This window comes from Mycobacterium shunyiense, assembly GCF_058270035.1.
Genome location: NZ_JBZDPT010000031.1, coordinates 162362 through 183272 on the forward strand (window position 1 = coordinate 162362; position 20911 = coordinate 183272).

Annotated in this window: 20 protein-coding genes; 13 read left to right on the plus strand and 7 right to left on the minus strand. The window is 65.7% G+C overall.

Going from position 1 to position 20911, the window contains the following annotated elements; genetic code table 11:
- The first annotated feature begins 7 nt into the window (after positions 1 to 7).
- From AC4ELS_RS17945 to AC4ELS_RS17965, 5 genes are all read left to right on the plus strand, one after another.
- Positions 8 to 580, plus strand: a complete 573-nt coding sequence (locus AC4ELS_RS17945; RefSeq protein ID WP_064882083.1) for an HD domain-containing protein — start codon at positions 8 to 10, stop codon at positions 578 to 580.
- A 147-nt stretch (positions 581 to 727) separates the two neighbouring features.
- A complete protein-coding gene (locus AC4ELS_RS17950; RefSeq protein WP_064882081.1) occupies positions 728 to 1537 on the plus strand; it encodes a 1-acyl-sn-glycerol-3-phosphate acyltransferase in 810 nt (269 codons plus the stop codon).
- 36 nt (positions 1538 to 1573) lie between these two features.
- Positions 1574 to 3181, plus strand: coding sequence for an acyl-CoA ligase FadD12 (gene fadD12 / locus AC4ELS_RS17955; RefSeq protein ID WP_499048849.1), 1608 nt, complete (start codon positions 1574 to 1576; stop codon positions 3179 to 3181).
- Positions 3174 to 4418 (plus strand): alpha/beta hydrolase, encoded by a 1245-nt coding sequence (locus AC4ELS_RS17960; protein WP_448448143.1) that lies wholly within the window; start codon positions 3174 to 3176, stop codon positions 4416 to 4418. The genes fadD12 and AC4ELS_RS17960 overlap by 8 nt, the downstream gene beginning before the upstream one ends.
- Before the next feature lie 10 nt (positions 4419 to 4428).
- Positions 4429 to 5802 carry an FAD-binding oxidoreductase gene (locus AC4ELS_RS17965; RefSeq protein ID WP_064957859.1) on the plus strand — a complete coding sequence of 458 codons (1374 nt, stop codon included), beginning with the start codon at positions 4429 to 4431 and terminating at the stop codon, positions 5800 to 5802.
- 77 nt (positions 5803 to 5879) lie between these two features.
- Here the strand turns inward: AC4ELS_RS17965 and AC4ELS_RS17970 are convergent, their stop codons facing one another.
- Entirely contained in the window at positions 5880 to 6491 is a 612-nt protein-coding gene (locus AC4ELS_RS17970) for a hypothetical protein (protein ID WP_064882075.1), read from the minus strand.
- A gap of 188 nt (positions 6492 to 6679) precedes the next feature.
- Here AC4ELS_RS17970 and AC4ELS_RS17975 point away from each other — a divergent pair, with 188 nt between their 5' ends.
- Positions 6680 to 7114 (plus strand): MarR family winged helix-turn-helix transcriptional regulator, encoded by a 435-nt coding sequence (locus AC4ELS_RS17975; protein WP_082941657.1) that lies wholly within the window; start codon positions 6680 to 6682, stop codon positions 7112 to 7114.
- Positions 7115 to 7131: 17 nt separating this feature from the next.
- Here the strand turns inward: AC4ELS_RS17975 and AC4ELS_RS17980 are convergent, their stop codons facing one another.
- Genes AC4ELS_RS17980 through AC4ELS_RS17990 form a run of 3 tightly spaced genes read right to left on the minus strand, consistent with a single transcriptional unit; the run spans position 7132 to position 10801 of the window.
- A complete protein-coding gene (locus tag AC4ELS_RS17980) occupies positions 7132 to 8817 on the minus strand; it encodes a nitric oxide reductase activation protein NorD (RefSeq protein WP_448448140.1) in 1686 nt (561 codons plus the stop codon).
- Positions 8814 to 9638, minus strand: coding sequence for a CbbQ/NirQ/NorQ/GpvN family protein (locus AC4ELS_RS17985; RefSeq protein WP_448448138.1), 825 nt, complete (start codon positions 9636 to 9638; stop codon positions 8814 to 8816). The genes AC4ELS_RS17980 and AC4ELS_RS17985 overlap by 4 nt, the downstream gene beginning before the upstream one ends.
- Positions 9635 to 10801 carry a spirocyclase AveC family protein gene (locus AC4ELS_RS17990; RefSeq protein WP_064882177.1) on the minus strand — a complete coding sequence of 389 codons (1167 nt, stop codon included), beginning with the start codon at positions 10799 to 10801 and terminating at the stop codon, positions 9635 to 9637. The genes AC4ELS_RS17985 and AC4ELS_RS17990 overlap by 4 nt, the downstream gene beginning before the upstream one ends.
- 124 nt (positions 10802 to 10925) lie before the next feature.
- Here AC4ELS_RS17990 and AC4ELS_RS17995 point away from each other — a divergent pair, with 124 nt between their 5' ends.
- Entirely contained in the window at positions 10926 to 11528 is a 603-nt protein-coding gene (locus AC4ELS_RS17995; RefSeq protein ID WP_448448135.1) for a TetR/AcrR family transcriptional regulator, read from the plus strand.
- Between the two features lie 18 nt (positions 11529 to 11546).
- On the opposite strand, the gene AC4ELS_RS18000 is transcribed toward AC4ELS_RS17995, so the two are convergent.
- Both AC4ELS_RS18000 and AC4ELS_RS18005 read right to left on the minus strand, forming a co-directional pair.
- A complete protein-coding gene (locus AC4ELS_RS18000; protein WP_064882173.1) occupies positions 11547 to 12689 on the minus strand; it encodes an amidohydrolase family protein in 1143 nt (380 codons plus the stop codon).
- Positions 12690 to 12705: 16 nt separating this feature from the next.
- Positions 12706 to 14166, minus strand: coding sequence for an aldehyde dehydrogenase (locus tag AC4ELS_RS18005; protein WP_165609139.1), 1461 nt, complete (start codon positions 14164 to 14166; stop codon positions 12706 to 12708).
- 146 nt (positions 14167 to 14312) lie between these two features.
- Here AC4ELS_RS18005 and AC4ELS_RS18010 point away from each other — a divergent pair, with 146 nt between their 5' ends.
- The 4 genes from AC4ELS_RS18010 to AC4ELS_RS18025 all read left to right on the plus strand — a co-directional run bounded on the left by AC4ELS_RS18010 (position 14313) and on the right by AC4ELS_RS18025 (position 17692).
- Complete coding sequence (locus AC4ELS_RS18010) at positions 14313 to 15578, plus strand: aromatic ring-hydroxylating oxygenase subunit alpha (RefSeq protein ID WP_064882062.1); 1266 nt, start codon at positions 14313 to 14315, stop codon at positions 15576 to 15578.
- A 4-nt stretch (positions 15579 to 15582) separates the two neighbouring features.
- Entirely contained in the window at positions 15583 to 15912 is a 330-nt protein-coding gene (locus AC4ELS_RS18015) for a hypothetical protein (protein WP_064882060.1), read from the plus strand.
- Between the two features lie 14 nt (positions 15913 to 15926).
- The gene (locus tag AC4ELS_RS18020) at positions 15927 to 17171 is read left to right on the plus strand and encodes a metal-dependent hydrolase family protein (RefSeq protein WP_448448130.1); all 1245 of its coding nucleotides are present in this window, start codon (positions 15927 to 15929) and stop codon (positions 17169 to 17171) included.
- Between the two features lie 68 nt (positions 17172 to 17239).
- A complete protein-coding gene (locus tag AC4ELS_RS18025; protein ID WP_064882058.1) occupies positions 17240 to 17692 on the plus strand; it encodes a MarR family winged helix-turn-helix transcriptional regulator in 453 nt (150 codons plus the stop codon).
- 28 nt (positions 17693 to 17720) lie between these two features.
- Here AC4ELS_RS18025 and AC4ELS_RS18030 read toward each other — a convergent pair whose 3' ends face one another.
- Positions 17721 to 18818, minus strand: coding sequence for a fatty acid desaturase family protein (locus AC4ELS_RS18030; protein WP_064882056.1), 1098 nt, complete (start codon positions 18816 to 18818; stop codon positions 17721 to 17723).
- A 232-nt stretch (positions 18819 to 19050) separates the two neighbouring features.
- Between AC4ELS_RS18030 and AC4ELS_RS18035 the strand changes: the two genes are divergently transcribed.
- Both AC4ELS_RS18035 and AC4ELS_RS18040 read left to right on the plus strand, forming a co-directional pair.
- Positions 19051 to 20115: a 2Fe-2S iron-sulfur cluster-binding protein gene (locus tag AC4ELS_RS18035; RefSeq protein WP_448448127.1), complete on the plus strand. Its 1065-nt coding sequence runs from the start codon at positions 19051 to 19053 to the stop codon at positions 20113 to 20115.
- Positions 20108 to 20866 carry an SDR family NAD(P)-dependent oxidoreductase gene (locus AC4ELS_RS18040; RefSeq protein WP_448448125.1) on the plus strand — a complete coding sequence of 253 codons (759 nt, stop codon included), beginning with the start codon at positions 20108 to 20110 and terminating at the stop codon, positions 20864 to 20866. The genes AC4ELS_RS18035 and AC4ELS_RS18040 overlap by 8 nt, the downstream gene beginning before the upstream one ends.
- The last annotated feature ends 45 nt before the right edge of the window (positions 20867 to 20911 follow it).

Here is a 20911-nt window from a genome sequence, read left to right on the forward strand (position 1 = left end):
TGGCCCTATGGCTGCACATCTCACCGAGCGACTGCGGGAAGACCTGCTGGCCCGCTGGTCCGAATCGCACCGGAAGCACCACAACGTCGCGCACCTGCGGGAAGTGCTCGACGCGATCGGCGTCCTTGCCGAGGACGGACTGCAGTTCGACCGGGAAGCGGTCGAACTCGCGGCGTGGTTTCACGATGCGATCTACGAGATCGGTCGCGACGACAACGAAGACCGCTCCGCGGCGTTGGCCCGCCAACTGTTGGCCGAATCGCCCGACAGCGGCGAAGTCGCCCGACTCGTCCTGGCCACCAAGTCGCACAAGGTCGAGCCGGAGGACGTCAACGCGGCGGTGCTGAGTGACGCAGACCTGTCGGTACTCGCAGCGCCGGCACTGCGCTACCGGCAGTACGCCGACGCGGTCCGCGAGGAGTACGCATCGGTGCCCGACGACGTGTTCCGACCGGCGCGGGCGCGCGTGCTCGCGGCGTTGCTCGACGGACCGATCTTCCACACCGAGGCGGGCCGGCAACGCTGGGAAGCCCAGGCCCGGCGCAACGTCGGCGAGGAGATCAGTGAGCTGGACTCATAGCGACACCGCGGACCTGTGGTTTTGAGAGGATTGACCGCGGCTACTCGGCAGTAGGTGAACGACCCTGCGAAGCGAATGGGTTTTTCGCCCTCGACCTGGGTACACTAGCAAAACTAGAACACGTTCCAATCCACATAGGGGGACCCTGTGGCCGCGACCGACATCGACCCGTCCGAAATCACCAAGTGGGATCCGAGCCTGACCGAGAAGGTCATGGGCTTGCTGCGGCCGCTGATCAAGGGCTACCACCGTGCCGAGGTGCGCGGGCTGGACAGCTTCCCCAACGGGGGCGCCCTGGTGGTGTCGAACCATTCCGGTGGCCTGTTCGCCCTGGACGTGCCGGTGTTCGCGACGGGCTTCTACGAGAAGTTCGGTTACGAGCGCCCGGTCTACACCCTCAGCCACGACATGCTGATGACCGGCCCGACCGCGGCCTTCTTCAAGAAGACCGGCTTCATCCGGGCCAACCACGAGAACGCCGACGAGGCGCTGCGCTCGGGTGGCGTGGTCGTGGTGTTCCCCGGCGGTGACTACGACGTGTACCGACCGACCCTGTCGGCGAACAAGATCGATTTCGCCGGGCGTACCGGTTACATCAAGGCGGCGATCAACTCCGGCGTCCCGATCGTGCCCATGGTCGGCATCGGTGGCCAGGAGACCCAACTGTTCCTGTCCCGCGGCACCGAGATCGCCAAGGCACTCGGCCCGATCGCGCGGATGGCCCGCACCAAGATCGTGCCGGTGTCGTTCGGCTTCCCGTTCGGCCTGTCGGCGGTGTTGCCGCTCAATGTGCCGCTGCCGTCCAAGATCGTGATGAAGACGTTGCCGCCGATCGACATCGAGGCCGAATTCGGCGAGAACCCCGACATCGACGAGGTCGACGCGCACGTCCGCCGGGTCATGCAGCGCGCGCTGGACGAGCTGGCCGAAGAGCGCCGCTTCCCGGTGATCGGCTGAGCACCGGTGAATCCGCTTGATCTGCTGACTGGACCGGTGGACCGAGTGTCCGACGTCGCAGGCCTGGTGGCCACCATGCGCAGGGCCGGAATCATCACCGTGATGCGCCCGGACAAGTACCTGCGCATCGCGTCGGCCATGGCCCGCGAGAACATGAGTGTCACTTCGGGTTTCGCGGCCTCGGCGCAGCGGTGTCCGAACCGGCCGGGCCTGGTCGACGAACTCGGCACGCTGACCTGGCAGCAGGTCGATCAGCAGGCCGATGCCCTGGCCGCCGGCCTGCAGGCGCTGCCGGGTGGTGAACCCAAAGTGCTCGGCATCATGGCTCGCAATCACCGCGGTTTCGTGCTGTCACTGATCGCGGCCAATCGCATCGGCGCCGACGTGCTGCTGCTCAACACGTCGTTCGCCGCGCCGGCCATGGCCGAGGTGGTCAACCGCGAATCCGTCGACGCGGTCATCTACGACGAGGAGTTCACCGACACCGCCGCCTTGGCCCTCTCCGACCGGCCCGAGGCCGCGCGGATCGTGGCGTGGACCGACACCCACGCCCACGCCCTCACCGTCGCGAAACTGGTCGAGCAGCACCGCGGCGCCGAGCCGCGCCGTGCCACCGAGAAAAGCAAGGTGATCTTGCTGACCTCGGGCACCACCGGAACTCCCAAGGGCGCCAAGCATTCCGGTGGCGGTCCCGAGGTGCTCAAGGCGATCCTCGACCGGACCCCCTGGCACACCGAAGAGCGGGTCGTGATCGTGGCGCCGATGTTTCACGCCTGGGGCTTCTCCCAGCTGGCCTTCGCGGCGTCGATGGCCTGCACCATCGTGACGCGGCGCAAGTTCGATCCCGAGGCCACCCTCGAGCTCGTCGACCGGCATCGGGCGAAGGGCCTGTGCGTGGTGCCGGTGATGTTCGACCGGATCATGGACCTGCCCGAGAACGTCCTGAATCGCTACGACGGCCGCACGCTGCGGTTCGCCGCAGCGTCCGGCTCGCGCATGCGTCCGGACGTCGTCACCGCCTTCATGGACCGGTTCGGCGACATCATCTACAACAACTACAACGCCACCGAGGCAGGCATGATCGCCACCGCGACGCCTGCCGATCTGCGCGCCGCACCTGACACCGCGGGTAAACCGGCCGAAGGTACCGAGATCCGCATTCTCGACGCGGAGTTCCGACAGGTTCCCGCCGGCGAGGTGGGCACCATTTACGTCCGCAACTCCACGCAGTTCGACGGCTACACCTCCGGCAGCAACAAAAACTTCCACGAGGGCTTCATGTCTTCGGGTGATGTCGGTTACCTCGACGAGGCAGGCCGGCTGTTCGTGGTGGGGCGCGACGACGAGATGATCGTCTCCGGCGGCGAGAACGTCTATCCGATCGAGGTCGAGAAAGTGCTGGCCGGCCATGCCGATGTCGCCGAGGCCGCGGTCATCGGTGTCGACGACGAACAGTACGGCCAACGCCTGGTGGCGTTCGTGAGGGTCTCGGGCGCTGCCACGCCCGACGACCTGAAGGCGTATGTTCGGGAGAACCTCGCCAATTACAAAGTGCCGCGGGAGATCACCGTGCTGGCCGAGTTGCCGCGCAACAGCACCGGCAAGATCGACCGCCGTCAACTGCAGGAGATCGTGAGTGGCTGACCGCCAACCTGGACCAAGAAGGCGGCTGCTCCTTGCCGCCGCCGAGTTGCTCAACGCCGCCAATGCGGTGAAACCGCTCGGACGTAGGGGCTACACCACGGTCCAGTCCTTCGCGTTCGGCTGGCCGACCTCGGAGAATGCCCCGCTGGTGATCACCATGTCGGCCCTCGATGCGCTGCGCCGCGCCATCCGCGGCGACTACCGCTCCGCGGGTGGCCGAATCTCGTTGCTGCTCAAGGCCATTTCCTGGGGCCTGCTGGTGCTGGTGCACCGGCGCGGTGTGCAATCGCGGCCCTACTTCGAAAATCCGGTGCACGAAGCCCTGGCCGACGAATACCCCACGACAGTGCGGCCCCTGCGTCGGGGTGAGGTGTACTCCACCGCGATGAGCCGGCGCCGCTACGCCCGCAAGACCGTCCACTACGGCCCGCACCGGGCCAATCTGGCCGACATCTGGATGCGCCCGGACCTGCCGCGCGACGGCAAAGCACCGGTGCTGCTGCAGGTCCCGGGCGGGGCATGGATGATCGGGATGCGCAGGCCGCAGTCGTATCCGCTGATGAGCCACCTGGCCGAGCAGGGCTGGATCTGTGTGTCGATCGGTTACCGAATCAGCCCGCGCCACCCGTGGCCCAACCACATCATCGACGTGAAGCGCGCGTTGGCCTGGGTGAAGGAGAACATCGCCGAGTACGGCGGTGACCCGGACGCGGTGTGTATCACCGGCGGTTCGGCGGGCGGGCATCTGACCGCCTTGGCCGCGTTGACGCCCAACGATCCCAAGTGGCAGCCCGGTTTCGAGGACGCGGACACCTCGGTGGCGGCGGCGGTACCCGTCTACGGTCGCTACGACTGGTTCAGCACCACGGGTCCCGGACGTCAGGAGTTCATGGAGATCCTGGAGCGGCTGATCGTGAAGTTGCCGCTCGCCACCAATGATCAGGTGTACCGGGACGCCTCACCGATCACTCTGGTGCACCCGGACGCACCGCCGTTCTTCGTCCTGCACGGGACCAACGACTCACTCATCCCGGTGGTGGAAGGCCGCGATTTCGTCGCCGCCCTGCGCCGGGTGTCGAATTCGCCCGTGGTCTACGCCGAGATCCCGCATGCACAGCACGCCTTCGACATCTTCGGCTCACCCCGCGGGCACTACACCGCCGATGCCGTCGCGGAATTCCTGACCTGGGCGCGGGCCCGGGCTCAGCTCACCGCGAGCTCCGCTGCCGGTCGGTAAGCTCCTGAAAATGTCCGCACCGGACACCGAGATCGCCACGCTGGCCGCCGACCTACCCGACGGCGCGGTACTCACCGACCCGGCCGTGATCGAGGGATATCGCCGCGACGCCGCTCTCGATCCCGAGGCTGGGGTGCCGCGAGCCGTGGTGCGGGCCACCAGCACCGAGGACGTGCAGGCCGTGCTGCGGTGGGCCAGTTCGCACCGTGTCGCCGTGGTGGCCCGAGGCGCGGGTTCCGGGCTCGCCGGCGGCGCCAACGGCGTCGACGGCGGCATCATCCTCAGCACCGAACGGATGCGGCAGATCCACATCGACACCGCGAACCGCACCGCGGTGGTGCAACCCGGCCTGCTGAACTCCGAGGTGAAGAAGGCCGCCGCCGAGTACGGCCTCTGGTACCCGCCGGACCCCGGCTCTGTCGAGATCTCTTCGATCGGCGGGAACGCGGCGACCAATGCCGGTGGACTGTGCTGCGTGAAGTACGGGGTCACCAGTGATTACGTACTGGGCATGCAGGTGGTGCTGGCCGACGGCACCGCCGTCCGGTTGGGCGGCCCACGGTTGAAGGACGTCGCCGGACTGTCACTGACCAAGTTGTTCGTCGGCTCCGAGGGAATTCTCGGGGTGATCACCGAACTCACCCTGCGGCTGATCCCGGCACAGCCTCCGGCGTCGACGGTGGTCGCGGTGTTCGCCTCGGTGGAGGACGCCGCCGACGCCGTCGTGGCGATCACGGCCAAAGTTCGGCCCGCCATGTTGGAGCTGATGGATCACGCCACCATCAATGCAGTCGAGGACTACCGCCGCATGGGCCTGGACCGTTCGGCGCAGGCACTGCTGCTGGTCCAGTCCGATGCACCGGGCGCGGCGGCCGAGGAGATCGCCCATATCGTCGAGGCCTGCGAGAAGTCCGGGGCCACTGAGGTTTACGCGACCGACGATGCCGAGGAAGGCGCTGCCTTGACGGCGGCCCGGCGGCTGGTGGGCCTGGCACTGATGCAGCTGGGCACGTTCTATCTCGAGGACGTGACGGTGCCGGTACCCGACCTACCCGCGTTGGTGGCCGGTATCAAACACATCGCCGAGGATTGCGACGTGCTGATCTGCGTCGTCGCTCATGCCGGCGACGGCAACACCCATCCGGTGGTGGTGTTCGACGCCGACGATCCGGATATGAGCGAGCGCGCCCGTCAGGCGTTCGCCCGGGTGATGGAACTGGCCATCGCCATGGGCGGCACCATCACCGGCGAGCACGGTATCGGCCGACTCAAAAGGGATTGGCTGCCACTGCAACTCGGCGATGACGTGATCGAACTGACCCGACGCATCAAGGATGCCCTCGACCCGCTCGGCATCCTCAACCCGGGCTCAGTGCTGCGCTGAACCGACCTCCGCCGAGACTACGGTTTCTGATGCGGTCAGCCGAAATTGCGTCACAAACCGTAGTCTCGGCGGCGATTTCAGCTTTCGGCCAGCGCCCCGTGCAGAGCCTTCTTCGCCTCGGTGATCGCCGCGAGCAGGTTCGTCCGAACCTCACCGAGCTTGGCCTTCTGCTCGTCGGTCCCCGTGAACGCGATGGTGCGGGCCAGGCCCGCCACCTCGTGCAGGCCGGCACGGATCTTGATGACGTCGGCGAACTTTCCCACCTTGCCCAACAGCGCGTGCGCGGTCTCGCTGGTGACACCACGCCAGGCCAGCAGCTGGGTGCCGAATTCGGTCAGAGTGGCGACCCCGTCGGAGACGGTGACCACACCGCGGCCGGCCAGTCCTGAGATGGCCAGTTCGACGATGTCCAGCGGCGGGGTCAAGGCGCCGCCGGTGGCCTCGGTGGTGCGCTCGACGATCTGCTCGGCCGTGGCCGGCCCGTCGAGCAGCAGAGCCGCGGTGCCGATCGCCGCACGCTTGAGCGCGAAACCCGGGCCGAAACCCTTACCGAACCCACCGCCGCCGAAACCTCCGCCGAAGCCGCCCGCGCCGAACGCTCCCGGACCGAAACCGCCCTGTCCTTCATGGCCGCAGCCGCCGCCGAATCCCGCCGGACCCCAGCCGCCACCAAATCCTCCAAAACCCATGTCACACATCCTTTTCCAGGTTTAAGCCGGACCGCAGGAGTGCGGTCCAACAGGTGTATCAAGTTCCTTGATACGCTCGAGTCGGGGCCAATTCAATGAGATCTGGCTGAGAACTGGTTGAGCTGTGGGCGAAACGGCGCGGTCGATCCGGATGGCCGGCGGGGTCGGCGCATGTGAAGATGCCAGCTATGACTGCCTCGGACGGGGAGCCGCTGGGATATCTGCTGCACCGAGTGGCCGCGACACTGCGCCCGGAGGTCGCCGCAGTTCTCGCCCCGATCGGACTCGGACTGGCGGAGTTCGTGTGCCTCCGGATCATCTCGCTGAATCCCGGGCTCACCAGCGCCGAACTGGCCCGCTTCACCAATGTCAGCGCGCAGGCGACCAATCAGTTACTGCACCGACTGGAAGCCGCGGGCGCTGTTCACCGACCCGATACCGCGGCGGCAGGTAAAGCACTGCCCACCGAACTCACAGCGTCCGGCCGGGCGTTGCTCACCCGTGCCGAGGAGGCCGTGCACACCGCCGATCAGCGGGTACTTGACCGGCTGACGCCCTCCGAACAGCGACAACTCAAGACGTTGTTACGCAAAGCCGGACGCGACGACAATGCGTGGTGTTGATCAACTCCTCACGCACGTCACCGTGGCTTCGGAGCAGCCAGTTCTGCCAGTGCGGACAAGAACAACTCATCCATCCGCGGGCTCAGCTCCGACAACGTAGCGGCCCCGGCGTGACTGGCCGACCCGAAGACCCGATCGAGCGCATCAGGATCGGCAGGTGCGCCGATGGACAGGCACAGGCAGGCCACGCCGTCGGCCCGCAGTTCTTCGAGGGCCTTGGCGGCATCGGCCTGGGCATATCGTCCCTCGTAGCCGTCGTCGTACGGATACCCGTCGGACAGTACGAGCAGCAGCCGGTGTGGCGTTCCCGCTTTGGTTTTGAGGATCTCACCAGCTCCACGGATTCCGGCGCCCAGGCGGGTGTAGCCGAAGGGCTGAAGCTGGCTGAGCCGGGACCGCTCGGCGGCGCCGAAGCGTTGCCCGAAGGTCTTGACGGCGAGCAGGTGCACCGCGCGGCGGCCCTGCGAACGAAAACCGTAGACGGCCACGCGATCACCGAGTTCCTCTAGCGTCGCAGCAAGCGTCGCAGCGGCGCGTCGTTGGTGCTCATGGACGGCAAGGCCTTCGCCGTCGGCGTCGGTCGCCGATCCCGATGCGTCGACGAGGATGAGCACACCAAGATTGCGCGCGAGGCGACGGCGCTCGGTGTACACATGCTCGGGCGGTGAATGACCTGAGCGCAGATCGACGAACAGGTCGATCATGGCCTCGATGTCGACGTCATCGCCGTCGGCGCGGCCGCGTAACACTTTGGGCCCGAGGCCGACTCGTGCCAGCCTACGTCGCAGTACCGCATCGCGCGCCACCCGAACAGTTGAGACAACCTCCGCGGCGGTGATCGGATAATCGATCACACGGCACCAGTTCTCCCGATACCGGTCCCTGAACAAGTCCCATTCGGGATACATCGCGCCGCCGACCATGAGAGCCGAGCCAGGCCTGTCGGTACCGACGAAGCGGATCGGGGTGGGTGCCGGCCGCGCGTTCACCCCGGCGCGCGAGGTCCGTCGAACCGAGCCGATCCCCACCTCGGCCCCGGCGCCCTCGCTTCCGGACGAGCGAGAGCTGCCGAAGAGCGTGCGCAAGAACTTCGCGGGCGCCTGCATACCGAGGGGAGCCTCGAACAGTTTGAGGATCCGACTCTTCTCTGCCGGTCCGTCGTCGTCATCGTCCTCATCCATTTCCGACGCGTCGGGATGCTCGGCGATCGTCCGGACATCGGCATCGGTCGCCGGTGAGCCAGCTACACCGCGGGTACGGATCAGTTTGGACGGTTTGATCGTCCCGAACCAATTCGGTGGTGCGTCGAGTTCGGTTCGGCCCAAGGCGATCTGCAACGACTCCTCGCAACTGGCCGACTGTGCGGCCGAGGCGGGGGCAACCGATGCCGCCAGGGCGATCCGCGGGCCGAGTTCGGCCAGGACACGGTAGCCTTCGAGCCCCAGATAGCGGCGCGCAACCGACGGCCGCGCCCGCAGTCGCCTGACGTACTGACCGTCGAGGCTTCCGGCTCCGAGGAGTGCGCTCTGGACCAGCACCTCGCGGCGCTGCCGGTCCCGATCGGCGTTCGCCGACACGAAGACGACCCGCCCGTCGGTGTACGCGGGCTCGTCCGTGTGGCCCACGGCCACCTCGATCGGGCGCCCGGCGAGGAAACCGGCCAGAAACCGGAAGTGATGCGGTTCCGGGAGGCCGGTGCTCACTGCGGCAGCAGGACTGCGTCGACCAGTTCCCCGAGGCTCCGGATGATGTCGGGATCGTCGGACAGCACCTCCACCACCGCGGACTGGACAGCGTCGCGCAGGTTGAGTCCTTCGGCGACAAGACCACCGGCGAGAATCAGCATGCGGGTCGAGGCCACCTCGCTCAGCGCCGAGCCGTCGAGACGCCGGATGGCGTTTCCGAGGACGACCAGCGATGCCGCGGTGGATGAGTCGATTCCAGCCTCGGAGGCGACGATCTCGGTCTCGACCTCGGCTGTCGGGAAGTCGAGGCTGATCGCGACGAAGCGTTGCCGGGTCGAGTCTTTGAGGCTCTTCAGGATGCTCTGGTAACCGGGGTTGTAGGAGATCACCAGTTGAAAGCCGGGCGCCGCGGACAAGGTGGTGCCCAGCCGGTCGATGGGCAGCTCGCGCCGGTGGTCGGCGAGCGGATGGATGACCACCGTTGTGTCCTGACGCGCCTCCACGATCTCGTCGAGATAGCAGATGGCGCCGGCGCGCACCGCTCTGGTCAACGGGCCGTCCACCCAGACGGTTTCGCCGCCCTTGAGCAGGAAGCGCCCCACCAGATCCGCAGATGTCATGTCCTCGTGGCCGGCGACGGTGATGAGTTCGCGACCGAGTTCGTGAGCCATCGCCTCGACGAAACGGGTCTTGCCGCACCCGGTGGGGCCTTTGAGGAGCACCGGCGCGCCGCGGCGGGCGGCCGCCCGGAAGGTCTCTACCTCCCGGCCCGCGGCACGATAGAACGGCGGCCGTGTCCCTGATTCGGCGGACGGCCGAAACTTGCTGACCGTCGTCACTTTTCGGGCCTTTGGATCGGCACCACGGGCGGGATGCTCACCCCATCCGGCAGCACCAGTTCGCCTTCGTGGTTCACATACCCCGAGTGCTTGGTCGGCAGCGGCAGATCAGGATTCGGACACGGCCGGTCGGTTCCCTCGCCGCAGATCCCGGGGTTGAAGTACGAGCGCTTCTGGACATCTTCGGGCCACGCATCTCCATGCATGCCCAGCCAGGTCGCGGGAACGTTGTAGAAGAGGAAGAAGCACGCGCTGACACCACCGAAGATGGCGAGGAAGCGGACGAACTGCTGTTTCACGAACCCGCCGCGGACCCGGTCGATCCCCCGTTCGACCACGGTGCGGCCACGGTCATCGGTGAAGAAGCGCAGGCAGACCAGCGCCGTCTGGACACCGCCCCACATCAGCCCCTCGTAGATCGGCCACTGGTAGTAGGTGCCGGCGTTGAACGACAAGGACTGGATGGCACCGGGATAGGAGTAGAACCCGATCGGCAACATGATCAGGGCCTCCATGACGAAGTCGAAGACAAAGGCGATCGCATAGGTGACCAAGACCAGCCGCAGATTGCTGATCCCAGGCCAACGGTTCTTGATCTTTCGCATGATCGCGCAGCCGACGATGGTGAGCAGCAAGACACCGTACGCATAGCCGGGGATGTTGGTCAGCAGCGGTTCGGGCACCGTGTGGCCCGGTTCCTCGTGTGCCACCCAGCCCGGAATGTACGGCGCCCACGACCCCTGGTTGAACAGCCAGGCGTTGTACGTGCACCAGGTGCTGTAGTAGTTGAGCATCGGATCCTGGAACATCATCAGACCCATCGACACGAGCAGCATGCCGTCGAGCGTGATGCGCCGCTCACGCATCCAAGGCCGAATAATGAAGAACCACAAGGCAAACGGCAGACCCACCCAGAGCACCACAGCATTGGCCATCAGCGGGATCTTCATATACATCGGTGGCTCGCTCGGACCACCCGACACCGGCTCGAAGTAGGGGCCGGTCACCCACCGGGTGAACACATACAACGTCACCAGCAGAAAAACACCGCCGACGGTCGCCCATATTCTGTACGCATTCGACGACGGCGGACCTTGCTTTTCGAGTTCGGCGACGCCGCCGATCGATTCGGTGACAGCAGGCTTCTTGGACAGATCACTCATGTTCAGATTCCCCTTGGCGATCGTGGAGCAGCCGGTGGTGCCAGGCCCGGCCAACGGGTGCAAATATACTCATGGGTATCTGAGATTCCAATAGGTCACTCAGATTCTGTGGCAGAATTCTGCCATGGCGGAGCGCTGGACCCGAGAACGCAGACTGGAGCACACCCGCTCAGTACTACTCGACGCCGCCGAAGAGGTATTTGCCGAAAAAGGTTTCGCGCCAGCCACACTGGATGACATTGCGCGAGCCGCCGGTTACACCAAGGGCGCCATCTACAAGCACTTCACGACCAAGGAAGACCTGTTCCTGGCCGTGAGTGACCGCTACTGGCGGCGCTACTTCGACAATTTCGCCGAGGTGATGTCGAGCGCGAAACAGGTCGGCACGCGTGAACGCGACGAGATCGCAAAGCGCTGGAGGCAATTGAGCCGAGATCGCGGTGCCGAGCACGCCGCCTTGGGGCATGAGTTCACGCTCTACCTCCGGCGAAACCCGGAGTCACGGGACCGCGTCGCCGCCAAGCGTTCGGAGGTAGTCGACGCGCTGGCAAAGTTCATCGTCAACGGCATCGAGCAATTCGGCGGCACCCTGCTGATACCGCCGAAGACGTTCGCCCAAGTTCTCATCGCCACCAGCGACTCGGTGGTCCTGGGCAGCGAACTCGACGATGTCGACCTCTACCGGCCCATGGTCGAGATGTACGTATCGGCGATCAAATTGCCCTGACCGCGGCCGCGCCGAGTCTCAGAAGACCCGAACCTGCCCCTCGAGCACCGGAACAGTCTCGGGCAGCTTGTAGGTTTCGATGCCGTTGCGGAACATGATGGGCTCGCGGGCATGTTCGGGCAGATGCTTGACCAGCCAGCGGGGATCGTCGAACGTCCAGTGCGGGTAATCGCTGGAGAACAGCAGGATCTTCTCGCACTCCATCCACTCGAATGCCCGGGACAGTTCGGTCTTGTCCTCGGGGTAATCCAGCGGCTGGGTGGTGAACTTGATGTGGTCCTTGACGTATTCACTGGGCTTGCGCTTGATGTCCATCCAACCCTTGCGGGCTGCGTAGATGGCATCCATCCGCCACATCAAGGGAAGGATCCAGGTGAATGCATGCTCGACGAACACGATGCGCAGCGTCGGGAACCGGTCGAAAACCCCGTCGAAGATCAGGCTCATCACCTGGTTGGCCGCCAACAGTGAGTACGTGACCATGAAGTCGTGGTTGTAGCTGGGCAACCCGACCGGAGGGAGGGGGAGTTCGTCGTACTCGCCGCGGGACAGGTGGCAGCTCACGGTGATGTCGTGCTTGGTGGCCGCGGCCCAGATCGGGTCGTACTTCGGGTCACCCCACGACGGACGCGGCTCGGCCTTGATCAGGATCTGCGCCATGTAGGGATGACCGGCCCACCGCTCGATCTCCTGCGCCCCCAACTCCGGCGCTTCGACCGCCAGGCAGATGGATCCGCGCCAGCGTTCATGCCAGTTGTTGTGGCTGTCGAGCCAGTGATTGGCCTGCCAGTCGTTCAGCGCGCAGTTCATCACATGGTTGGCCTCGGGAATGTGGGCCGAGTATGCCGCTGGTTCCAGGACGGCGATATCCGCTCCGGCCTCCATGATCAGCTGCCGGAACGCGAGATCGGGGTCGCTGCCGGCGAATTCACCGTCGGACGGGAAGGAATCGGTGCGCATGGCGTAGGCATGCGCATAGTCGGGAGCGTCGTAGTAGATCAGGTCGCCGACATCGTGGGAGTTGAAGTATCGGGACCGCCACGGCTCGGGGATGTACTGACCGAGCTCGCCCCGTCGGGGCACCGGATGCACGTCGGAATCGACGCATCGCACCGCGATGCGCTCGGCGGCAGGAATCCTGGGCGACGTAGTAGTGGTCATCGTCATTCCCTCTCGATCACCGGGTGGCCGCGACGGCGATGGACTTGGTCTCGAGGTACCCGTCGAGCCCTTCACGGCCGAGTTCGCGACCGTAGCCGCTGTCCTTGATACCGCCGAACGGTGCAAACGGATCCATCGTGTACCCCTGGTTTACCCCGAAAGTCCCCGTTTGTACACGCTCGGCGATCCCGATTCCCCGGTCTGGATCGGCCGTCCACACCGAGCCGGCCAGTCCGTAGTCGGAGTCGTTGGCAATCGCGACGGCCTCGTCCTCGTCCCGGTATGCGATCACTGTGAGGACGGGACCGAAGATCTCTTCGCGGGCAATGCGCATCGAGTTGTCGGCGCCGGCGAACAGGGTGGGCCGGACGTACCAGCCGGTGTCCACACCGTCGGGCAGATCGGTGCCGCCGCAGACCAGCCGGGCACCCTCGCGCCCGCCGAGGTCGATGTAGTCGCGCACGCGCTGCTGTTGGCGTCGGGACACGAGTGGCCCGAGCTCGGTGGCGGGATCGGCAGGATCGCCCACGACGAGTGCGTTCATCCGGTCGGCCAGGGCGTCGACGAATTCGCGTTCCCGAGAGGCCGGGACGACGATGCGGGTCAGCGCATTGCAGATCTGGCCGCTGTTGGACAGACTGGCCGAGCGCACCCCGGCCGCGACCGTCGCCGGGTCGGCGTCATCGAGGATGATCGCCGCCGACTTTCCACCGAGCTCGAGGCTGACCTTGGTCAGGTTGGCCGCGGCGGCGGCTGCGACGGCCCGGCCCGCGGCGCTGGAGCCGGTGAACGAGACCTTGTCGACGCCTGCATGACCGACCAGGTGGGCGCCGACGGCGGCATCCCCCTGGACGACGGAGACGACGCCCTCGGGCAGGCCGATCTCTTTGAGCATGTCGCTTAAAAGCAGTGCATCCAACGGGGATTCGGGTGCAGGTTTGAGCACCACCGCACAGCCGGCCAGCAGCGCCGGCACCAGTTTGGTGACGATCAGGAACTGCGGCATGTTCCAGGGCACGACGGCGGCGACGACGCCCACCGACTGTCTCTGGATACGTATGTCCGATCCGAAGAAACCGGTGCGGGTCTCCTGCCAGGGGTAGGTCTCGGCCAGTTCGCTGAACGCGGACATCATCATCGTCGGCAGTCCGACCTGCGCCCGTTGGGCGAAAGTGATCGGCGCACCCATCTCGGCCGAGATCAGTTGGGCCATCTCGCCGCGTCGCCCGGCGTAGACCTCGGCGAGGCGCCGCACCGCCGCGATGCGCTCCGCCGGATCGAGGCGTGGCCACGGCCCGTGGTCGATGGCCGCACGAGCGGCCGCGACGGCCGCATCCACCTCGGCGGGCCCGGCTGCCGCCACCCGAGCGATGGGTTGCTCGGTGTGCGGGGAGATCACCTCCACGGTGTCGGCAGCGTCGCCGTCGAGCGACCAGTCGGCCTCGATTCCGAGATACTCCCCAAGATGTTGATCCATCCAGACTCTCCCGCCTCAGTCGAACTCAGAGTATCAACTACTTGTCATTGATGAAACCGGCGTCTACCGTCGAGCCTGAAGCCCCTGGCCGGCATTGCAGCCCCATGTCGGCATCATCGGTCGAACCACACCTCAGAGGAGCGGGCATGGCTCGGTTTCCCAAGCCGGCTGAAGGCAGCTGGACTCAGCACTACCCGGAGCTCGGCACCGGGCCGGTGTCCTACGAAGACTCGATCAGCCCGGAGATCTATGAGCTGGAACGCAAGGCGATCTTCAAACGCGCTTGGCTGAATGTCGGCCGGGTCGAACAGCTTTCACGCAAGGGCAGCTACTTCACCCGGGAGATGAAGGCGGCCAACACCTCGATCATCGTGGTACGAGGCAAGTCCGGAGAGGTCAAGGCCTTCCACAACGTCTGCCGACACCGCGGCAACAAGCTGGTGTGGGACGACATGCCGCTGGAAGAGACCAGTGGAGTGTGCCGGCAGTTCACCTGCAAGTACCACGCCTGGCGCTACGACCTGGACGGTGAGCTGACCTTCGTCCAGCAGGAGGCAGAGTTCTTCGACCTGGACAAGAGCCGCTACGGCCTGGTTCCCGTGCACTGCGAGGTGTGGGAAGGTTTCATCTTCGTCAACTTCGCGAAGGTGCCCGAGCAGTCACTGCGCGAATTCCTGGGCCCCATGATCACCGATCTCGAAGGCTACCCGTTCGACAAGATGACCTCGAGATTCACGTATCGCTCTGAGGTGAAGGCGAATTGGAAGCTCTACATGGACGCCTTCCAGGAGTTCTACCACGCACCCATCCTGCACGCGAACCAATCCCCCACCGCCTACTCCAAGGCCGCCGCGGAGTCCGGTTTCGAGGCCCCGCACTACCGGATCGAAGGGCCGCACCGGCTGGTGAGCACGTCTGGCGTGCGCGCCTGGGAGATGCCGGACGAGATGCGCAAGCCCATGGAAGACATCTGCCAGAGCGGACTTTTCGGACCGTGGGAGAAGCCCGATCTCGGCGAGATGCCGGCCGGGCTGAACCCCGCCAAGTGCGATCCGTGGGGGCTGGACTCGTTCCAGTTGTTCCCGAACTTCGTCATCTTGTTCTGGGGACAGGGCTGGTATCTGACCTACCACTACTGGCCGACGTCGTTCAACACGCACACTTTCGAGTGCACGCTGTACTTTCCGCAGCCACGCACCCCGCGCGAGCGGTTGGGCCAGGAACTGGCCGCGGTCTCGTTCAAGGAGTACGGCCTGCAGGATGCCAACACCCTGGAAGCGACGCAGACCTCGATCGAGACCCGGGTGGTCGACGAGTTCCTGCTGTGCGATCAGGAGATCCTGCTGCGTCACCTGCACAAGGAGACGGCGTCGTGGATCGAGGACTACCAACGCAAGACCGCGGGAGTGTGAACCGATGAGCGTCAAACTGCCGGCCGAATTCGCCGACCTCGAACAATTTTCGGACTGGTGCCTGTCCAGCGAGCCGCAGCGCTACAGCAAGCGGTTGGCCAGCACCATGACCGAGATGCAGGCCTTCTACGACGCGATCACGCCGCGGGCCGAGGAGGCGATCAGCTTCTGCGACAAGTTCAGCCTCGACGCCTTGCCCGAGGACGTGCTCAACCTGATGCACCTGCTGTATTCGATGATCACAGTGTCGTTCCCGGTGGAGTGCTGGAAACAGCCACGGGTACCCGACTCCGGTGCCACATCGTTGGACTGCGTCGCCGAGCCGGTGCCGTGACCCAGACCGACAACGTGAAAACGACAGTCCTTCGCGCCGCCCGTTGGATCGACGTGGCTGCCGGCCAGGTCCACTCCCCGGCCGTCGTCGTCGTCGAGGGCAACCGCATCAAGGCCATCAACCCCGAAGGGCCACTACCGGATTCGGCTACCGTCATCGATCTGGGCGACGCCACCCTGCTGCCCGGGCTGATGGACATGGAACTCAACCTGCTGATCGGCGGTCCGGGCAACCCAGGCGGCCTGCCGACCCCGATGCACGGTGTGCAGGACGATCCGGCGTACCGGACGCTGCGCGGCGCGGTCAACGCCCGCACCACGCTGGACGCCGGGTTCACCACGGTCCGCAACCTCGGCCTGATGGTCAAGACCGGCGGCTACCTGCTCGACGTTGCGTTGCAGCGGGCCATCGACCAGGGCTGGCACCAAGGGCCGCGCATCTATCCGGCCGGCCACGCCGTCACCCCCTACGGCGGACACCTCGACCCCACGGTCTTCCAGCGGCTGGCGCCGGGCATCATGCCGCTGTCGATCGCCGAGGGCATCGCCAACGGGGTTCCAGACGTCATCGCGTGCGTGCGCTACCAGATCCGCCACGGCGCCAAGCTGATCAAGGTGTCGGCCTCCGGTGGCGTGATGTCCCACAGCACCGCGCCGGGCGCCCAGCAGTACTCCGATGCCGAGTTCGCCGCGATCGCCGACGAGGCCCATCGCGCAGGCGTCAAGGTCGCTGCCCACGCGGTCGGCGACACCGCGATCCAGGCCTGTATCCGCGCCGGCATCGACTGCATCGAACACGGATTCCTGGCCAGCGACGAGACGATCCAGATGATGGTCGACCACGGCACGTTCCTGGTGTCCACCACCTATCTCACCGATGCCATGGCCATCGACCGCATCGCCCCCGAGCTACGCAAGAAGGCACTCGAGGTGTTCCCCCGGGCAAAATCCATGCTTCCCAAGGCCATCGCCGCCGGGGTCCGGATCGCCTGCGGCACCGACGCCCCGGCCGTCCCGCACGGCGAGAACGCGAAGGAATTGTGTGCGCTCGTCGAGCGGGGCATGACCCCGATGCAGGCGTTGCAGGCCGCGACCCTGGTGGCCTCGGAGTTGGTCGATGCCGCCGACGAGCTGGGGCAGCTGGCCCCGGGCTACCTGGCCGACGTCATCGCCGTCGCGGGCGATCCCAGCGTCGACATCGCGACGACGCTCGACGTCCGGTTCGTGATGAAGGACGGCGCGATCTACAAGCACGTCTGAGCGGCTCGCCGCGAACCAGGTGACGTGCGCTAGCGTCGAAAATGACAGGCACGGCAGGAGACGAGAGCATGGACCTCACCGAGAACACCTTGTGGTGGCTCAAACAGGCGTTCTACTTCTCGCTCACCGAGGTCAACGAGTCGGTCAAGGACCACGGGGTCACCACGGCCCAGATCGGTGTCCTGCGCCAGCTGACCAATCAACCGGGTTTGTCGGGCGCCGAGTTGGCTCGTCGCCTGCTGATCACCCCGCAGGGCGTGCAGCTCGCGCTCACCGCGCTGGAGAAGCGTGGCCTGGTCGAGCGCAAACAGGATCCCCAGCACGGACGCATCCTGCAGGTCTTCCTCACCGACGAAGGCCGGGCGGTGGCCTCGGCGGTGGTCGCCGACGCCGTCGCCGCCCATGAGCGGGTGTTCGGCGTGCTCAGTGACGACGAGCAGGAGCAACTGAAGGCGCTCCTGCGTCGGGTGATCGAACAGGGGACGGGCAACACCCCTCAGTCCGATCACATCGACCCGTGACATCTCCGCCTCCCGACGAGGCGATCGCCTATTTGCGGCGTCGCCGGCCGATGCTCAGCATCCAGTCGGGAAACGCCAACCCGTGGATGATCCGCTGGGTCCGGAAGTACTGGCGCGGAAGCGACGCCGTGTTGTAGGGCAGGTCGTACTTCTCGCACAGTTCCCGTACACGAACGCTGACCTCTGGGAGGCGGTTGCTCGGCAGGTCAGGGAACAGGTGATGCTCGATCTGGTAGCACAGGTGACCGCCTGAGAACGCCAGCAGCCGGCTCGCGTTGAAGTTTGCGGTCCCGACCATCTGCCGCAGATACCACTCGCCTTTGGTCTCATCCTCGACCACCGCCGGATCGAAAGTTTCGGCGCCGTCGGGGATGTGCCCGCAGATGATGTTCACGTACACCCACAGGTTCCGGACCACATTCGCGGTGATGTTGGCAGCCAGGGTCCGACGCCACCGGCGCAGGCTCAGGGCGGGCAGGACCACGTAATCCTTGCTCAACTGGCGGGCGATCTTGCCGAAGAACTTCCGCTTTTCCACGGCGAGGCCGTCTGGCGTCTCGTGCCGCAGACGCTCGGAGTGCAGGCCGTGCAGGGCGATGCCCCATTCGAACATCGCGGCCAGCACCAGGTTTCGCACCGGTGTCGCCAAGTGGACCCAGCGCCACGGCTGGTCGGTGGTGACCCGATGCAGGCGGTAGCCGATGTCCTCGTCCATCCCGAGCACGTTGCTGTACACGTGATGCCGGTAGTTGTGCGAGTACCGCCACTGCGCGGAATGTCCGACCATGTCCCACTCCCAGGTGTTGGAGTGGATCTCAGGGTCGTTCATCCAATCCCACTGGCCATGGGAGATGTTGTGGCCGAGCTCCATGTTTTCGATGGACTTCGCATATGCCAGTGCGCACGTTCCCACCAACCATCCGGTCTTCGACCGGGTGCCGGCGATCATCAGTCGTGCCGCGACGTCGAGCGCCCGCTGGAAGTGGATGACCCGCCGGATGTAGGCCGCGTCCTGCGCCCCGAGCGACTCCTCGACGTCTCGGCGGATGACCTCGAGTTCATAGGCGATCTCTTCGACATCCTCCCTGCTGAGATGCAGGTAGGCGGGAACATCGGCGATCGCCATCAAGGTGTCCTCGGGGTGTGTGCGGCAGGTAGAGCGGCACAATCACCGCGAGCGTCAGACCGCAGCCTAGAGCCTAGGACTTACCGACAGGTAATCGAGGTGCACCGAACAGGCGAAATGGTGGTGCGGACGTATCGCCTGCGCACCTCTACGGGAGTGGGTCAGGCCCCCGCACCGTCGTCGATATCTACCACTTGAGATTAATGACAAGTACTTGATATTGTTGACCGCGATGGAGACATCTACGACGACGCCCCGCACGGAATCCGCCGACGTGATCGACGCCGACGGGTTCACTCCCGTGCGGATCAAGCAGGTGATCCGGGAGACCTCCGACGCGGTATCCCTGGTACTCGACATCCCCGAGCCGGCCAGAGACCGATTCCGTTATGCGGCGGGGCAATTCATCACCATTCGGCCGAGAATCGCCGGGGCCGAACATCGCCGGTGCTACTCGATGTCCTCGTCGCCGACCGTCGATCCCGATCTGCGGATCACCGTCAAGCGTGATCGCGACGGCCTGGTCTCCAACTGGGTCAACGACACCGTGAGCATCGGCGACGAACTGCACGTCGCACCGCCCGAAGGCCGCTTCGTCCTTACTGCAGGCGAACGCAACATCGTCACCTTCGCCGGCGGCAGCGGCATCACCCCCGTGTTCTCGCTGGTGCAGTCGGCGCTGGCCGCCACCACCCGCAGGACTCGACTGTTCTACGCCAACCGCAATCTCGACTCGGTGATCTTCCGGGAGGCGCTGGCAGCCCTCGTCGACAGCCACAGCGAGCACCTTCAGGTGCACCATCACCTCGACGATCTGGACGGCGTCGTCTCGCCGCAACAGATCGCCGATTTCATCGCCAACGACAGCCATGCGGCTACCGATTACTACGTCTGTGGACCCGCCCCGTTCATGGACACCGTCGAACGGGTCCTGCTCGACACCGGGGTCCCCAAACAGCACGTGCATCTAGAGCGGTTCAGCGTCGCTGCGATCCCGCCGCCCGACGCGGACGAACCTGCGGTCACCGAAGAGGTGACGATCGAACTCGGCCGCAGCACCGTCACCGCGCCGTACCGCGCAGGTAACACCCTGCTTCAGACCGCGCGGCTGGCCGGCCTGAAGGCGCCGTCCTCTTGCGAAACCGGTTCGTGTGGAACCTGTATGGCTCAGGTGGTCGAGGGCAGCGCGCGCATGCTCAACAACGACGCCCTCGACGACGACGAGATTGCCGAGGGCTGGGTGGTGACGTGCCAGGCACTGCCCACCAGCCGCACAGTGAGAGTGGTCTATGAGTAAAACCAGTGTGAACAGGGTGGCCGTGGTGACCGGCGGGGCATCAGGCATGGGCGAGGCGACGTGCCACGAGTTGGGTCGGCGTGGACATCAGGTCGCCGTGCTCGACGTCAATGCCGATGCCGCCCAACGCGTCACCGACGACCTGCGGTCGGCCGGCGCCACCGCCTTCGCGGTCGGCGCCGACATTACCGACCGGGCTGCGGTGGAAGAGGCCTTCGGCAAGGTGCGCAGCAAGCTCGGGCCGGTCGGCATCCTGGTGACCAGCGCGGGCATGTTCGGGTACGCCTCGTTCGCGGACATCACCGAACAGTCCTGGGCGCAGATGATCGACGTGAACCTGAGCGGGACGTTCCGCTGCTGCCAGGTGGCACTGCCGGACATGGTCGAGGCGGGGTGGGGTCGCATCGTGATGATCTCCTCGTCGAGCGCGCAGCGCGGCACCCCGTTCGCGGCCCACTACGCCGCCTCCAAAGGCGCCCTGCTGACCCTGACGAAATCGCTGGCGCGCGAGTACGCCGCGAACGGCATCACGGTCAACAACATCCCGCCATCGGGTATCGAGACCCCGATGCAGCACCACTCGCAAGCTGCGGGTTACCTGCCGCCCAACGAGACGATCGCCGCCAACATCCCGCTCGGCCGACTCGGTACCGGTGCGGATATCGCTGCCGCCGTGGGGTTCCTGTGCTCCGAGGAGGCCGGATTCATCACCGGTCAAACTCTCGGGGTGAACGGCGGCGCAGTGATGTAACGGCTCCCGAGCCGTCCGAGCAGTCCGAAAACGCACTAGTCACCA

Bases quoted from the DNA above. Each gene is read 5' to 3' on its own strand.
- AC4ELS_RS17945 (WP_064882083.1), top strand. From the start codon at position 8: ATGGCTGCACATCTCACCGAGCGACTGCGGGAAGACCTGCTGGCCCGC.
- AC4ELS_RS17965 (WP_064957859.1), top strand. From the start codon at position 4,429: ATGTCCGCACCGGACACCGAGATCGCCACGCTGGCCGCCGACCTACCC.
- AC4ELS_RS17970 (WP_064882075.1), bottom strand. From the start codon at position 6,491: ATGGGTTTTGGAGGATTTGGTGGCGGCTGGGGTCCGGCGGGATTCGGC.
- AC4ELS_RS17975 (WP_082941657.1), top strand. From the start codon at position 6,680: ATGACTGCCTCGGACGGGGAGCCGCTGGGATATCTGCTGCACCGAGTG.
- AC4ELS_RS17990 (WP_064882177.1), bottom strand. From the start codon at position 10,801: ATGAGTGATCTGTCCAAGAAGCCTGCTGTCACCGAATCGATCGGCGGC.
- AC4ELS_RS17995 (WP_448448135.1), top strand. From the start codon at position 10,926: ATGGCGGAGCGCTGGACCCGAGAACGCAGACTGGAGCACACCCGCTCA.
- AC4ELS_RS18000 (WP_064882173.1), bottom strand. From the start codon at position 12,689: ATGACCACTACTACGTCGCCCAGGATTCCTGCCGCCGAGCGCATCGCG.
- AC4ELS_RS18005 (WP_165609139.1), bottom strand. From the start codon at position 14,166: ATGGATCAACATCTTGGGGAGTATCTCGGAATCGAGGCCGACTGGTCG.
- AC4ELS_RS18010 (WP_064882062.1), top strand. From the start codon at position 14,313: ATGGCTCGGTTTCCCAAGCCGGCTGAAGGCAGCTGGACTCAGCACTAC.
- AC4ELS_RS18015 (WP_064882060.1), top strand. From the start codon at position 15,583: ATGAGCGTCAAACTGCCGGCCGAATTCGCCGACCTCGAACAATTTTCG.
- AC4ELS_RS18025 (WP_064882058.1), top strand. From the start codon at position 17,240: ATGGACCTCACCGAGAACACCTTGTGGTGGCTCAAACAGGCGTTCTAC.
- AC4ELS_RS18030 (WP_064882056.1), bottom strand. From the start codon at position 18,818: ATGGCGATCGCCGATGTTCCCGCCTACCTGCATCTCAGCAGGGAGGAT.
- AC4ELS_RS18035 (WP_448448127.1), top strand. From the start codon at position 19,051: ATGGAGACATCTACGACGACGCCCCGCACGGAATCCGCCGACGTGATC.
- AC4ELS_RS18040 (WP_448448125.1), top strand. From the start codon at position 20,108: ATGAGTAAAACCAGTGTGAACAGGGTGGCCGTGGTGACCGGCGGGGCA.